Source organism: Candidatus Pristimantibacillus lignocellulolyticus, from assembly GCA_023639215.1.
GTDB classification, from domain to species: Bacteria; Bacillota; Bacilli; order Paenibacillales; family Paenibacillaceae; genus Pristimantibacillus; species Pristimantibacillus lignocellulolyticus.
The window spans coordinates 405,230-419,974 of the sequence record CP097899.1 but is presented as its reverse complement, the minus strand read 5'-3'; the positions used below and the strand labels follow the sequence as shown (position 1 = coordinate 419,974).

Genomic DNA, 14,745 nt, shown 5'->3' with positions numbered 1-14,745 from the left:
AGTTTGAATCAGAAAAATAGAAAAACCTAGTCATGTTATAATTGTTGTATTCTATTAAATCGATAAAGAATGAAAAGGAGATAATGATGCTAAAGGGATTGAGATTAAATATACGAATGAAAATTGCGATAGGATATATTCTCGTAATATGTTGTCTAAGCGTATCCATTGTTATCGTAACCGATAGAATTTCAGCCTTGCAGGATGAAGTAGAAAGTATTACTACTCGTGATATTGAAATTCATAACTTGATCGCTTCGATTAGAAATTCTACATTAAATATGGAAACTGGACAGCGAGGGTATTTACTAACGGGTGATGAAGCATATCTTGAACCATATAAAAATGGGAAATCACAGTGGAGAGCGCAATACAACAGTTTATATACCCATCTAGCTGATAATCTGAGTACCCAAAGTGAGCTTGAAGAAATTAAACTATCTATTCAAGCTTGGATAGATACAGTGGGTGAACCTACTATTCTATTGAAACAACAAAATAAAACAACAGAATTAACCGAGTTTTTTCGTAATGATATAGGTAAACAAAATATTGATGACTTGCGAAATAAGTTTGATTCACTGCATACGCAGGAAATCCAATCTACGAGAGCATATGTAAGTGAATTAGAAAATCGAAATCAATTATTAACGATAGGAATTTATGTCATGCTGCTTATCGTTACTGTTATCGCACTTATGATAGTTGCATTTGTGTCTGGGTCAATTGTCAATACGATTAAGCAAGTCGTTAAAACGATGTCAGAAATGGCTTCTGCTGGTGGCGACTTAACGACAAGAATAAAAGTAAATACACGAGACGAATTACGAGATCTGGGAGATGCAACAAATGAGTTGTTAACGAGTTTGGAAATGAAACACTGGATTCAGACAAAAGTAGCAGAGGTTGCCACAATGAGTCAAGGAATTAATGACCTTACGACTTTAGGGGAATCTTTCTTATCTAAAGTTGCTCCAATGGTGAATGCTACATATGGAGTATTCTATATACGCAAAGGTAATGATAAACATCAGACGTTAGTTAATATTGCTTCTTATGCTGGGCTTGATGAAAATGTCGGAAAATATGAATTTAAGATGGGTGAAGGGTTAGTAGGGCAATGTGCAGTTGAGAAACGTATCTTTCTATTGAATGGTGCTCAAGACCATCCAGCAATGATAACTACAGCTTTTGGACAGTTTGTACCGCAAAGCATTCTAATCGTTCCAATAGAATATGAGGACAAGGTGGAAGCAGTTGTGGAGTTTGCCTCTTTAGAACCTTTCAGTTCTCAGCATCTTAAACTACTTGAGGAAATCGAAGTAGATTTTGGAATTGCGGTTAACAATGTATCAGGGCGAATGGAAGTCGAACGGTTACTAAGCGAATCTCAAGTATTAACGGAAGAGCTTCAAGCGCATACAGAGGAATTACAATCGCAATCAGAAGAACTGCAAATGCAACAAGAAGAGATGCGTATGACAACAGAACATTTGGAAGAACAGAATTTATTTGCAGAACAAAAAACAAAAGAATTAGAAAAAGCGAAGATAGAACTAGAAGAATATTCAGCTAAACTAAAGCAAAGTTCGCAGTATAAAACGAATTTTCTAGCTAATATGTCACATGAGCTAAGAACTCCATTGAACAGTATTCTAATCTTGTCTCAGCTACTAGCTGATAATGAAAATAGCTCATTAAGTATAGACGAAGAGGGCTACGCTAAAGTGATTCATTCTTCCGGAAATGATTTGCTTAAGTTAATTGATGATATTCTTGATTTATCAAAAATTGAAGCGGGTAAAGTGATCTTAACGATTGATGAAGTGAATGTAACGGAAATTCCAGAGTTGATACAGCTTAACTTTGAACCGATTGCAGATAAGAAAGGTATTCAGTTTAATATTCATACACAGAATAATATACCAGACACATGGCATACAGACGGTCAAAGATTACAACAAATTTTGAAAAATCTATTGTCTAATGCTTTCAAATTTACGAATGAAGGTTCTGTGAAGTTGACACTTGGACGTGCCGAGCAAACATTAGTGGAGCAATTATTACCAATGTATAGTAATGAACAAGTATTAGCTATTTCAGTTAGTGATACAGGTATAGGAATTCCACTTGATAAGCAACAATTGATCTTTGAAGCATTCCAGCAAGTGGATGGAGAGACGAATCGTCAATATGGTGGAACCGGGCTTGGATTATCAATTTGTAACGAATTTTCAAGATTATTAGGTGGTAAAATTACACTAGACAGTACTCCAGGAATAGGTAGTACTTTCACTTTGTACTTACCTAACTTAAGTCAGTCAAAAATCGAACAGATAACCAATAGTAATGAAGAAGTGGCTGCTTCAACCGATTCACAGGTTGTTATTATTTCAGCAGATGAACCAAATATAACTGTTGAAGATCACATTGTCACTCATCAAGAGAACTCATTGTTTGCTGATAAGAGGGTTCTTGTTGTAGAAGACGATGCACGTAATGTATATGCATTAGTAAAAGCACTTGAAAGAAAAGGGGTACATGTCACTGTAGCTGGTAATGGCATTCGCTGTATGGAAATATTACAAAAAGGTAGTAACTACGATCTTATTCTAATGGATATTATGATGCCGCTAATGGATGGATTTGAGACGATGAGAGCAATTCGTAAAGATACTTTACTACAAGATGTTCCAATTATTGCTCTCACTGCAAAAGCGATGAAGAGTGATCGAGATCGTTGTCTTGAGGCAGGGGCTTCAGACTATATTAGTAAGCCAATTAATATGGATCAATTATTCTCATTAATGACAGTTTGGCTAACGAAGCAGGTGAGACATTGAGTAAGCAGTATTCTGATGATCGTAACATAAGTAATACTGGGCTAAAATCTGATTCGAGCAGATCTAATGAACTTGAACGTATTGAAATAAAACTACTGTTAGAAGCGATATATGAGGCGTACGGCTTTGACTTTCGTAATTACTTGCAATCATCAATTCGAAGAAGAATCATTAACCGGATGCAAGTTGAAAAATTGCCTACTATAATTTCTTTGCTAGAGAAGGTATTGTATGAACCTGAATTTATGAAAACATTAGTTAATGATCTCTCTATTCGGGTAACGGAAATGTATCGTGATCCTTCATTTTTTTTAGCTTTTCGGCAGAAAATCATCCCAATGATAAGAGATTATTCGGAGATTAGAATTTGGCATGCAGGTTGTTCAACTGGAGAAGAAGTGTATTCTATGGCTATTTTGTTGCAGGAAGAAGACTTGCTACACAAAACTAAGATATATGCGACAGATATGAATGAGCAAGTAATAGAACAAGCAAAATTAGGTAAGTTTTCATTAAAAAAAATGCAAACCTTTACGAAAAATTATATGCTTGCTGGAGGAATGAAAGAATTTTCGGGCTATTATATTACAGATGATCAATATGCCATTTTTCATCCAGAGATTATGAATAACGTCGTGTTTGCACAGCATAATCTAGCAACGGATAGTACATTCAATGAATTTCATATTATTTTATGTAGAAATGTAATGATCTATTTCGATATAAAACTACAGCACCGTGTTCATAACTTATTTCATGAAAGTTTAACAGCGAATGGATTTCTATTACTAGGTAATATGGAGTCGATCATTGCGGCTAACAAAGCTCAATATGAGGAAATTGTCCCGTGTGAGCGGATTTTTCGCAAGGTGAAGTAACAGCACTTTTGTGAGCCATGGAGACGCTGTGATAACTGATCGACTGAAAGGAGGTTTATCTATGGAGATTGAAAATCTAATTAAAGTAACATCAGGAGAAGATTTGAGGGTTTGGTTACAGCAAAATAGTAAGACTGAAAAATGTTGTTGGGTCATAGTTAGTATGACGCCAAACCCAGATACTTTGCTATACTTGGACGCCGTTGAACAATCTTTATGTTTTGGATGGATAGACGGAGTTAAAAAGAAAATATCTGAAACTGAGCTAGCGCAGAGACTGTCTCCTAGAAGTAAAAAAAGTTCATGGACTGAATTAAATAAGGAACGTGTTCGCCGCCTCGAAAAGTTAGGGTTGATGGATGATGAAGGTCGAAAAGTACTTCCTAATATGGACGATGATTCTTTTAAGATAGATAGCGTTATAGAGAAACGACTCAAAGAGCAAAAGCAAGTATATGAGAACTTTTTGGCATTTCCAGCTCTTTATCAAAGAATTCGGATCGATACGATACAAAGCAATAAAAAAGATCCGGAAATATTTAATACTAGATTAGACAAATTTATAATAAACACTAAAGAAAATAAAATGTACGGTCAATGGCACGATAATGGTCGCCTTCTAAATTATTAACATACGTCAAGAAAAACAGATCAAGGTCGGGGTGAAAGCATCCCTGTCTTGATCTGTTTTATCATAAAGTACTTACACTTACGCTGTAAGGAATTTCACTAGTGTAACTTGAGTAATATTATCGTTGGTTTCAACTGTAACTTCATCCATAAGTGCTTGCATGAGATAGATTCCTAATCCGCCGACAGGTAATTCACTAATATCCGTTTCTGGAAGAGGGGAAGCTTTTTCTAATGCATCTACATGTTCGAATGATTGGCCTTTATTACTAATTCTGATAGTCAGACTATGATCTCGACTTTCAAAACATATATCAATAGTATTATGCTCTGTTGTTCCAGATCCATAAAGTACAGCATTATTACAAGCTTCTGAGACGGCAACTTTCATGTCTTCAATGTCTTCATAAGAAAAGCTTAATTTTGTAGCAATACCAAACAGACATACTCTTACAATATCAATGAAATCGGCATGGGCAGGAATTTGCAAACGGATCTCTTTCATGCTTACACTTCGGTCCCTTCTGTTAAATATCCAGAGATACCTGTCAAATCAAATAATCGCTTAATAGGTGGTGGGATGTTTTGAACAATAAAAGGTGCATGCAACCCATCACGGATTTTAAGTATAGAAACGATTATTCCAATTCCAGTACTATCAATATAGTTTAGATTTTTCAAATCAAGAATTAATGCTTTTTCAGATTGATTCACGATAGGACCAAGCACAGCTCGAAACTGCTGAACAACTGCAAGATCTAAATCTCCGCTTACATGTAAAATGTACGCTTCATTATTTTCTACTTGTTCAATAAGAAATTGTTTAACTGACATTGCTTTCACTCCGGTCTTTATAATTTAGTAAATAATACCAACAAAGCGCAATCGAATCAAGTGTATATATTTTTAACACTGAGAAGTTAGGTTGATGCAATATGATAAAAAGCTATCGATTGTAGCTGATCATTTTCTTGATCAATAAAAAGTTTTAGAATGGCTTCATCTCTTTGGAAAACTAGGCCATCATCTGCTACATAGTCTGGCTCTCCAAGAGCTAACTTTAGCTCTGCAATCGTAATCGGTAATTCAACTTGATCCAGCATCACGGAAGAAGCGCCATTCTTTACTTCTACGCTATCGACAATATCATCTATAAAGCTAATGGTCATATTTGCATACTCGTACATCTCATATTCAACAAAATATGGATCGATACTTATCTGTTTTGGAGCACCTAATTTTTCGATGACTGTAGAAGTATCATCATATAAGGAAATACCATTAACAGAATGTAGCGTAATGATCTCTTGAGGCTGCTTATTAACTAAGATATTACTCTGTTCTGCTAAGTCTACTGTAGCCGCTTCAGCTATAGGCGTCACATTGTTCAATTGAATAGGGCTAACAATACTAACTATTAGGTAACTGATTAATAGAATAACCTTCATATCATCATCCTCCTAATACAAAATCAATTAATTAATAATGTATAAACCAAATTGATGGTCTTGAAACATTTAATTAATAATTGAGTATAAGAAAGCTTCAAACTCACTTAACAATAAGTTTTACTAAACAAATATCATCTTTTTGATTTCGCTCATTACATTCAGGGATGATTTGCCCGACAAGTGCTGCAGGGTCTAAATCTTTTTCTTTACTCATTAATTGTATAAGTTTGTCCATAGGAATTTCTGCACCGTCCGCAATAGAGTCGGTTAATCCATCTGTATATAGTATGATCTCCATAGTATTTTCATAATGTAATAATCCTTTGTTAACATTCAAAGAATCGAATAGTCCAATTGCTCCGCAGCAATGTTCAAGTAGTTCAACTCTATCATCTACAAATACAACACCTGTAGGATGACCTGCATTGACGTATTCTACAGTTTTTTCCTTAGTATCTACGACCATATATATCGCTGTAAAATAGTAATTTATTAATTCATCTTTCATATGTAACTGATTCATATAGCGGTTAAGCTCATGGATAACTTGCTCCATATCAGAGATACGAGTAATGGTATCTTTTAATATCGATGAGATGTACATACATACTAAAGAAGCGGAAATACCATGACCCATCATATCTAACAAAATAACACCATAGCGATGCTTATCAATTCGATACCATCCATAGAAATCTCCTGCTAGTTCGGAAGATGGCTGATAGACTGCGCTAATTTCAATATTTTCATCGTTTATTGCTTTACTTAATACGCTTAGTTGCACTTGTTTAGCGAGATCAAGCTTATTCTTCATACGTTGATCTCGTTCTTTATGCCAATCTATTTCTTTTTTTAGTCGTAAGGCGGAACGAATCCGAGCTAATAACTCCATCTTATTTATAGGCTTCATGACATAGTCACTTGCCCCAGCATCTAGTGCTTCGGCCATTTTGTTAGAATCGCCAACTGCAGTTACGAAGATGATAGGTATATCTCTGAAGCGTTCATCTTGCTGTAGCGTCTTGCATGCTTCTATCCCATCGATATCAGGCATCATCAAATCTAGCAGAATCAGTTCAGCATCTCTTTCTTTCACAATGGTAGAATTGACGCCTAATATATGAAATAACTCCGTCGCTGAGGAGGCGATTTTCAAATCGGTATAACCAGCTTTATTCAATATTGTCTTTATAATGAGCTGATTGGTAACATTGTCATCAACAATTATGATGCTCATAGGTAAGCCTCCTTATGTAAGATATCTATCTCACTATACCATACTCGAAAGACCTACTCTTATGAGTAGGTCTTTCGAGTCATTCAGAAAAAGGTCAATATGATAATTAATAATAAGTGTAATAGTATACAGCAGGGTCATAATCTTCCCCTACATATTCTTTTCCGCTCCACGCAATAACTAGAACCTTATCACGATCCATCTCAGTTTCTAAGCGTTCAGAATCTGCTTTAGAAATACCAAGCGATCTCATTTTGGCACGCAGCTCATCTCCAGTAGAGCGGAACATATTGGCGATGGTAGTACCAAAACCTTCTTCAGCCATGCCAATTGTTGTTGCGTCTGTTTTTTCAACTATACGTGAAGTTCTGTCTTTATCGTGTGTGAGTACAAATATATTATCATTTAAGTATCCTTCACGTTGAAATAGGTTAACTTGGTCCTGTACTTCAGTAATACTGTTCACGATACGTACCTTTGTAGTTTCAAGATTCATTAAATTTTCCATTGTAAATCCTCCTTAAATGTGGTGAAAATTAGATTTTGTTGTAACTGATAAGTCGAGTTACATTGTTCGTCTTCTACCTAAAATAAGTGAAGCAATAAATAGTACGAGGAAAATGACAAAAAGTATTTTAGCTATACTTGCCAATGTTGATGCAATTCCAAGGAATCCAAAAATTGCGGCGACAATTGCTAAAAAGAAAAATACTAAAGTCCATCCTAACATGAGAATCACCTTTCTTTCTTGGCTTTTGTAGCTTGATATGTAATAACCAATTTTCCGGATAATGAAACATATTATCGAAATTAACAACCCAATATATTTAACTATTTTCGTATATTTAATGAAGTAATAATTATTTAAACTAGCTAATGTTTCAAAAAGAGCTGAATTAGTTTAATAGAATATAGAGCTGAAACTAAATTTGTAAAGGTAGGTGTTCTACGATGAATAAGCACAAGGTAAGCGTCAACGGTATCGATATGGTCTATGAGGAATGCGGAGATAGTAGCGGGATAGCGGTAATACTCCTACATGGCTTCTGCGGATCTTCTCAATACTGGCATAAAGTTTGCCCACTGTTAAGTGAAAAGTATCGTATTATCATGCCACAATTACGTGGTCATGGTGGCTCGTCTACTCCTAATGGCGTTTATTCAATGGAAGCAATGGCTGATGATATATATAAATTAATAGAGCAATTAGAGATTGATAAAGTTGTGATGTTTGGTCACTCCTTAGGTGGGTATGTAACGCTTGCTTTTGCAGATAAATATGGGGACAAGCTATTGGGTCTCGGATTAATCCATTCTACTGCACTGCCAGATTCAGAAGAAGTGAAAGATAAGCGACGTCAAGATATTGATGATATTTCTGATAATGGTATTAATCTTTACGTTAAGAAACTTATTCCAAAGTTATTTATGGACGCTAAGCTTGGAAAAATGCAAGGTGAAGTGTACGACATTATAACAGTAGGATTAGAAATGACAGCCACAGGAGCTATTCGTACACTCGAAGGAATGATGCAACGTCCTGATCGTAGCCATGTGCTGGCAAATGCAACTTATCCTATTCTATTAGTTGCAGGAGCAGAAGATAATATTGTATCTCCACTAGATACATTCTCAATTACTGGTAAAGGTATTACAGATTCGACGTTTGGTTATCCTCATATTTTGGAGAACACGTTTGAAGGGGTAGCACATATGAGTTTAGTGGAAGTTCCTAACCAATTATCCCGAGTAATAGCAAATTATTTGAAAATTCTTTACGAGAAGAAGGAAGAACGAGAATAGTAAACTGATAGTGCTGGAGAGTGAAATAGGAGGTTTAAGAAAGTGAACAAGATTACTGAAAAAAGAAATAATAAGAAGAAGCGGGAAAAGAAAAAAATTCAAATGAATCATGGTAAAAAAATAATGTTCTTTCTTACTACGAATGATTTACTTGCTTTTTGTTTCTTGTTGAATGATCAACAAGAAGTAACTGTGCGAAGTAGATAACTAGAATAGAGCGGTCTTTGAGTAAAGCAAAGGCTGCTCTATTCGTTGGTTTAAATAGGAATGGAAATGAGTCGGGGCAGATACAACGGAATTAATTGCACGATAATTGGACAAATTACATGTTGGCTAGTAGACTTAATATAACGAACAGAAGTGATGACAGAAGTGATGCATTAGTCTTCATAATAAAGTATGAAGTAGTCATGGATGTTCAAACAAGCTAGATGGGTTACACATAAATGTATAAGAGGTGTTTATTTTGTATCGAAATATTGAGGATTTTATTGAGGATTGGAACGCGTCATCTAATGGCACATTACAAGTGATTAAAGCAATTACTGATGAAAAAATCGGTCAATCTATTGTCGATGGACATAATTCTCTTGGTTGGTTAGCATGGCACTTAGTAGGTTCAACGGGATTTTTTGGTGGCGTAGTGGGATTGAACATTCCAGCTCCAGGTCATGGCGAATCAGCACCTTCTAATGTAGCAGATATTGTTGCTAGATACGAGCAAGTTGCTCAAGCAGTACGTGAGCAAGTTAGTCAATTATCAGAAGCACAATTAGTAGAAGAAATTCAAAGTTTCTCAGGTCCTTCCACTAGAGGTAAGTTACTTAGAGCATTTATCGATCACCAAAATCATCATCGTGGTCAGATGACAGTATTGTTACGTCAAGCAGGTCTTACTGTTCCTGCAGTTATGGGTCCTACGAAGGAAATGGCTAAAGCATAATTCACTTATTATATGTAATATAGACAACAGCCCCTCACAAGGATATTAATTTTGTGAGGGGCTGTTGTTATATTGCGAAATAAATTTAGTTATTGTTTAATGATATTCATACATCATTAACACTATTTATTTTTCATTGTTAGATTTTTTAATAAATAATGATAAGAGTAAACCGATACAAGCAAGAATTAATCCGAAAATAAAGGCATCTTGAACGCCAGCGGTTAAACCAGCGGCGTTAGCTAATTGGTCTGTAGGATCAGCGACATCCTTCATATAATTATCTTTTGATGCTGACATAATCGTCATAGCAATCGCAGTACCAATAGCTCCAGACACTTGCTGCAATGTATTCATAATTGCTGTTCCGTCAGGATATAAATTTTTCGGTAACTGATTAAGACCATTTGTTTGGGCAGGCATCATTACCATAGATATACCGATCATAAGCAATACATGCATAACAATAACCATAATGACGGATGTTTCTGTAGAAAGATTAGCTAGACAGAATAACATCACAATCATAATGATAAATCCAGGAATTACTAGTCCTCGTGGACCATATTTATCAAATATACGACCTGTAATTGGTGACATCAAACCGTTGAATACTCCACCAGGCAGAAGGACAAGACCAGCAGAGAAAGCAGCTAGTAGTAGGCCGGTTTGCAAATACATTGGTAATAAAATTGCTGACGACATAATAACCATAAAAGTTAAGAAAACAGCTAACAATCCTAGAGTAAACATAGGGTATTTAAATACTCGTAAATCAATCATTGGTTTTTTCATTTTGAGTTGTCTAATTGAGAATAATGATAAGGCTACAAGACCAATAATAATGGTAGTAATTACGGTCATACTTCCCCAGCCATTTTCACCAGCACTACTAAAACCATACACAAATCCACCAAAACCAATTGTTGAAAGTACAATGGACAGAATGTCAATTTTCGGTTTAGTAATCGTTGAAACATTTTGCATATATTTCAAACCAGACAGCAATGCTAGAACGAAAAACGGAAGTGAGATCCAAAAGATCCAATTCCAGCTTAGATTCTCGATGATTAAGCCAGACATAGACGGACCAATTGCTGGGGCAAACATAATAACGAGCCCCATTAAGCCCATTGTCGCACCACGTTTGTTAATTGGATATATTACCAAAATCGTATTGAACATAAGAGGCAGTAATAACGCTGTTCCGATTGCTTGAATAACACGAGCAACCATAAGTACCGCAAAGCTTGGTGCTAACGCTGCGACTAGTGTTCCCAGAATCGAGAACAACAATGAACTAACAAATAATTGACGAGTCGTGAACCACTGTAATAACAGTCCTGATACGGGAACAAGTATACCTAACGTTAACAGATAGCCTGTTGTAAGCCATTGTACTGAAGAATAACTAATTCCAAATAAAGCCGTTAAATCACCTAATGCCATGTTCAGTGCTGTCTCACTGAATAATCCAATAAATCCAGCAATCAGAAATGAAATCAAAATAGGGGTTGTTCTAATATTTTGTTGCTGTTGAATCGCACTTGCTGTCATTAATATTTCCTCCTAATACTTTTCATAGCCTCTTGAACTACTTCTCTGTAATGAAAAGTATCTTCGAAAGCATAAACTAAACTTTTCATAGCCTCTTGAACTACTTCTCTGTAATGAAAAGTATCTTCGAAAGCATAAACTTAACTTTTAATCATTTCATTAATAAATGTGGAATTTTATCAGCTATAATACGAAGAGGCTCTCCACTGTTTGAAGTTTGAGAATATATAATGCCACCCTCAATTAAAGCATTAATAACAATACTTAATTCCTTAGATTGTTGCTCACTATAGCCTGATTCCAATAGTTTTTTTGTAAATAATGCTTGCCAGTTTTCAAATGTTGATTGGCAAACAATTCGTATAGGCTCACAAGTTGAATAAGTTTCAGCGGCAATAGTTCCAATTGGCACTCCAAGCAAATTATCAGTTTCTGAGAAAATCTCAGACAATTGTAAAATATGAGATTGAATAGCCTCAATTGGATCATCAACTTCTTTAAATTTAGCTTGAATCTCGTTAACTACCATACATCTTGTATGATTGATTGCCTCAATTGCTAATTCTTCTTTACCGTTAGGGAAATAATGATATAGCGAACCTTTCGGCACACCACTCTCACTAAGAATATCTTTTAGACCAACGCCATAATATCCACGAATTCGAAAAAGTTTGGACGCAGTTTCTATTAGAAGTTCACGAGAATTACGCTTTTCAGTCATATTGGTAAAGTCCTTTCTAAAAATTATATAAACCGGTCTACTAATGATATGTGGAATTACTTTAGTTGTCAAATAAATAATTATCCATACTAAGTAGAGATTTTGAATAAAAAGTATATATAGGTAAGGATATTTAGGTTAAACTTTACTTAATGAATAGTATTCGAAGCAATGTTGAATTCGTGTTGAAGGTCATGGTAAAGTATTGTTTCGAATGCTAGAAATTGTGAGATAATAGAAGTATCGATATGAGATTCATGATGCAATATCAAATAATGCAATCAAGAGGAGTATTAAGTTGACTAAAATAGTAGTAAAACCATTCGACCAAGAAATACAAAGTATGATGACTGAAATGTTAGACACGTACCACGCAGGTGAATTAAGTAGGAAAGATCCATCAGAATTACCGAAAGATATTCATATTATCGAGGTAGACGACGAGATGGTTGGTTATGCTGTTTTTTGGGAATATAAAAAGGGTAATCAACTGATTCATAAAGCGGAAAAAGATTATTTCAATGACGATGAGAAGTATTTGGAGAGAGATTTCTATGTCGATATAAGTGATCAATCAGATTTCATCTTTATTGAAGCGTTAGACGTTATGAAAGATTATGAAGGAAATGGATATGCAGCTTTTTTCATTAACTGGTTGAAAGAGAATTATCCTAAGAAGAAACTATATGTGTACTCCTTAGATAAAACAAGAAACTTCTGGTACAAACAAGGATTTGAAACGATTGGCAGTACTGTTTGGATGACTTATAATTAGTTCCCATATTATAAATGAGTAGTAGGGGGAGAAGATATGAACGAGAAAAAAGTGGTTTACCAATCTGTGGATCAATATATTGCGGAGTTTCCGGCGAAAACACAAGAAATTTTACAATCATTACGAAAAAAGATAAAGCAATTAACACCAGAAGCTACAGAGAAAATTAGTTATCAAATGCCGACATTTGCATTGCATGGTAATCTCGTACATTTCGCAGCATATAAAAATCATATCGGATTCTACCCAGGTGCTAGTGGGATTAAAGCATTTGAACATGCATTATCTTCATATAAATCAGCAAAAGGTTCTGTTCAGTTCCCGATTAATGAACCACTTCCATTTGACTTAATAAGTGAAATCGTGAAGTATAGAGTTGCTGATAATATTGCTCGCCACCAAGAAAAATCACAAAAAAAGAGCCAAAATAAATAATACTATTTATAGTACAACTTTCGAAAAATGCAGCCTATCCTCTATTGAGGTGAACTGCATTTTTTTGTGATATAAGACTTTATAATCGCGATAGTGATTGCATGCATAGTAGGAACAATAATTGGCACTGAATACATTGAAATTATTGAAGAGTAAGCAAACAACGCCGTTTGGTACGCTACTACTTTAGGTTTCAATTATTGTATTTATACATAGTGAAACTATCACTGTTTTTCATTGAAAATTATCGTAGTCAAATAGAAAAAATAAGTATATATTAAAAGTTATAAAGTGGAAAAAATATGTATAATAAGAAAAACATTTACGCATGCTGAATTTCGAAAAGATGACCTGTATATTGTTCTCATAAATTTATGAAGAGATGCAAATGCTAATCTTATTCAGTGAGGCTGCAACAGTTATTGTGGGAGGGTTTATGAAAAAAAAGGGATTATTACGACAAGGTAACAAATCGGCATTGATAGCAGCAATTGTGAACACAATTATCTCAATTCTTAAAGGTATCGCATTCATGCTAACAGGCAATGTAGCAATGTTCGCGGAAACAATGCATTCACTTGGAGATGCTGCGAATCAATTTTTTGTATACCTTGGTAGTGCATTAAGTAAGAAACTGCCGACTGATCGGTATCCAAATGGTTTCGGACGTTTAGTTAACTTAGTATTACTCGGAGCAGTTCTTATAGTTGGAATTATGAGTTATGAAACAATCAAAGAAGGTTATCATCATATTCTGCATCCTGTAGCTTCGACTGGTAAATCAATTATTATTAATCTGGTTGTGTTAGCAATAGCAGTAGGCTTAGAGTCATTTGTATTGTATAAGGCAATGAAAGAAGTTTTACATGAAGTGAACGTTAAAGCGAAAGGATTTTCAATATTCACAAAAAGCTTTGCAAATTTAAATCGTTCAAAGCCTGCAACTAAGCTTGTATTTATGGAAGATTTAGTTGCGACTGCAGGTGGTGTCATTGCTATTATCAGTATATTGTTGTCCTACTTTGCTGGATGGCATGCTGCCGAAGGTGTAGCTTCTATGGTTATCGGTATTATGATGTTCTATGTCGTAGGTAAAGTGTTCTTAGATAATGCAAAAGGTGTACTTAGTGAAGCAGATGATGAGATGGAAAATGTTATCGCTGAATACATCTACACAAATGCTGAAATTAAAGATATACGTGCTTTATTTGCTATGAAAGAAGGGGAAGAATATCATATTGAGATGAAACTCGAAATAGATACTTCGATTTCTGTAGCAGAGGCTATTGCGATTAAGAAGCGTATTGAAGACAAAATACATGCAATGAATGGTGTGACTGACGTTATTATTGAGTTTGAAGAGGACGATGGTGTTGTGTCATGGGTACATCCTGTGCCTGCTAAATAACTCTCAGAGATAAAATATCTAAAGGCGTAATCACTGGATCTAGTGATTACGCCTTTACTCTTGT

General features: G+C 35.1%; 17 protein-coding genes. 9 read left to right on the top strand and 8 right to left on the bottom strand.

The annotated features are described in order from the left end of the window. The first annotated feature begins 86 nt into the window (after window positions 1–86). The 3 genes from NAG76_01775 (at window position 87) to NAG76_01765 (ending at window position 4,352) form a co-directional block, all read left to right on the top strand. Window positions 87–2,843 (top strand): ATP-binding protein, encoded by a 2,757-nt coding sequence (locus NAG76_01775; GenBank protein ID URN95015.1) that lies wholly within the window; start codon window positions 87–89, stop codon window positions 2,841–2,843. 26 nt (window positions 2,844–2,869) lie between these two features. Further along, entirely contained in the window at window positions 2,870–3,721 is an 852-nt protein-coding gene (locus NAG76_01770; protein ID URN96737.1) for a protein-glutamate O-methyltransferase CheR, read from the top strand. 61 nt (window positions 3,722–3,782) lie between these two features. Next, window positions 3,783–4,352, top strand: a complete 570-nt coding sequence (locus NAG76_01765) for a YdeI/OmpD-associated family protein (protein URN95014.1) — start codon at window positions 3,783–3,785, stop codon at window positions 4,350–4,352. A gap of 78 nt (window positions 4,353–4,430) precedes the next feature. On the opposite strand, the gene NAG76_01760 is transcribed toward NAG76_01765, so the two are convergent. The 6 genes from NAG76_01760 to NAG76_01735 all read right to left on the bottom strand — a co-directional run bounded on the left by NAG76_01760 (window position 4,431) and on the right by NAG76_01735 (window position 7,769). Beyond that, window positions 4,431–4,856 (bottom strand): ATP-binding protein, encoded by a 426-nt coding sequence (locus tag NAG76_01760; protein URN95013.1) that lies wholly within the window; start codon window positions 4,854–4,856, stop codon window positions 4,431–4,433. 2 nt (window positions 4,857–4,858) lie between these two features. Further along, window positions 4,859–5,185 carry an STAS domain-containing protein gene (locus NAG76_01755; protein URN95012.1) on the bottom strand — a complete coding sequence of 109 codons (327 nt, stop codon included), beginning with the start codon at window positions 5,183–5,185 and terminating at the stop codon, window positions 4,859–4,861. An 86-nt stretch (window positions 5,186–5,271) separates the two neighbouring features. Continuing rightward, on the bottom strand, window positions 5,272–5,799 hold the full coding sequence (locus NAG76_01750; protein URN95011.1) for a hypothetical protein: 528 nt from the start codon (window positions 5,797–5,799) through the stop codon (window positions 5,272–5,274). Window positions 5,800–5,902: 103 nt separating this feature from the next. After that, window positions 5,903–7,039, bottom strand: coding sequence for a fused response regulator/phosphatase (locus NAG76_01745; protein ID URN95010.1), 1,137 nt, complete (start codon window positions 7,037–7,039; stop codon window positions 5,903–5,905). 106 nt (window positions 7,040–7,145) lie between these two features. After that, window positions 7,146–7,547, bottom strand: a complete 402-nt coding sequence (locus NAG76_01740) for a general stress protein (protein ID URN95009.1) — start codon at window positions 7,545–7,547, stop codon at window positions 7,146–7,148. Window positions 7,548–7,604: 57 nt separating this feature from the next. Then, the gene (locus NAG76_01735; protein ID URN95008.1) at window positions 7,605–7,769 is read right to left on the bottom strand and encodes a DUF1328 domain-containing protein; all 165 of its coding nucleotides are present in this window, start codon (window positions 7,767–7,769) and stop codon (window positions 7,605–7,607) included. A gap of 221 nt (window positions 7,770–7,990) precedes the next feature. Here NAG76_01735 and NAG76_01730 point away from each other — a divergent pair, with 221 nt between their 5' ends. From NAG76_01730 to NAG76_01720, 3 genes are all read left to right on the top strand, one after another. Further along, a complete protein-coding gene (locus tag NAG76_01730; GenBank protein ID URN95007.1) occupies window positions 7,991–8,842 on the top strand; it encodes an alpha/beta hydrolase in 852 nt (283 codons plus the stop codon). A gap of 42 nt (window positions 8,843–8,884) precedes the next feature. After that, window positions 8,885–9,049: a hypothetical protein gene (locus NAG76_01725; GenBank protein ID URN95006.1), complete on the top strand. Its 165-nt coding sequence runs from the start codon at window positions 8,885–8,887 to the stop codon at window positions 9,047–9,049. Between the two features lie 259 nt (window positions 9,050–9,308). Further along, on the top strand, window positions 9,309–9,785 hold the full coding sequence (locus NAG76_01720) for a DinB family protein (protein URN95005.1): 477 nt from the start codon (window positions 9,309–9,311) through the stop codon (window positions 9,783–9,785). Between the two features lie 126 nt (window positions 9,786–9,911). Here the strand turns inward: NAG76_01720 and NAG76_01715 are convergent, their stop codons facing one another. Both NAG76_01715 and NAG76_01710 read right to left on the bottom strand, forming a co-directional pair. Next, window positions 9,912–11,342, bottom strand: coding sequence for a DHA2 family efflux MFS transporter permease subunit (locus NAG76_01715; GenBank protein URN95004.1), 1,431 nt, complete (start codon window positions 11,340–11,342; stop codon window positions 9,912–9,914). Between the two features lie 151 nt (window positions 11,343–11,493). Further along, entirely contained in the window at window positions 11,494–12,063 is a 570-nt protein-coding gene (locus tag NAG76_01710; protein ID URN95003.1) for a TetR/AcrR family transcriptional regulator, read from the bottom strand. A 298-nt stretch (window positions 12,064–12,361) separates the two neighbouring features. Between NAG76_01710 and NAG76_01705 the strand changes: the two genes are divergently transcribed. The 3 genes from NAG76_01705 (at window position 12,362) to NAG76_01695 (ending at window position 14,681) form a co-directional block, all read left to right on the top strand. Further along, entirely contained in the window at window positions 12,362–12,838 is a 477-nt protein-coding gene (locus tag NAG76_01705; protein ID URN95002.1) for a GCN5 family acetyltransferase, read from the top strand. Between the two features lie 36 nt (window positions 12,839–12,874). Beyond that, window positions 12,875–13,273: a DUF1801 domain-containing protein gene (locus NAG76_01700; GenBank protein URN95001.1), complete on the top strand. Its 399-nt coding sequence runs from the start codon at window positions 12,875–12,877 to the stop codon at window positions 13,271–13,273. 436 nt (window positions 13,274–13,709) lie between these two features. Beyond that, window positions 13,710–14,681, top strand: a complete 972-nt coding sequence (locus tag NAG76_01695; GenBank protein ID URN95000.1) for a cation diffusion facilitator family transporter — start codon at window positions 13,710–13,712, stop codon at window positions 14,679–14,681. Window positions 14,682–14,745 lie beyond the last annotated feature (64 nt).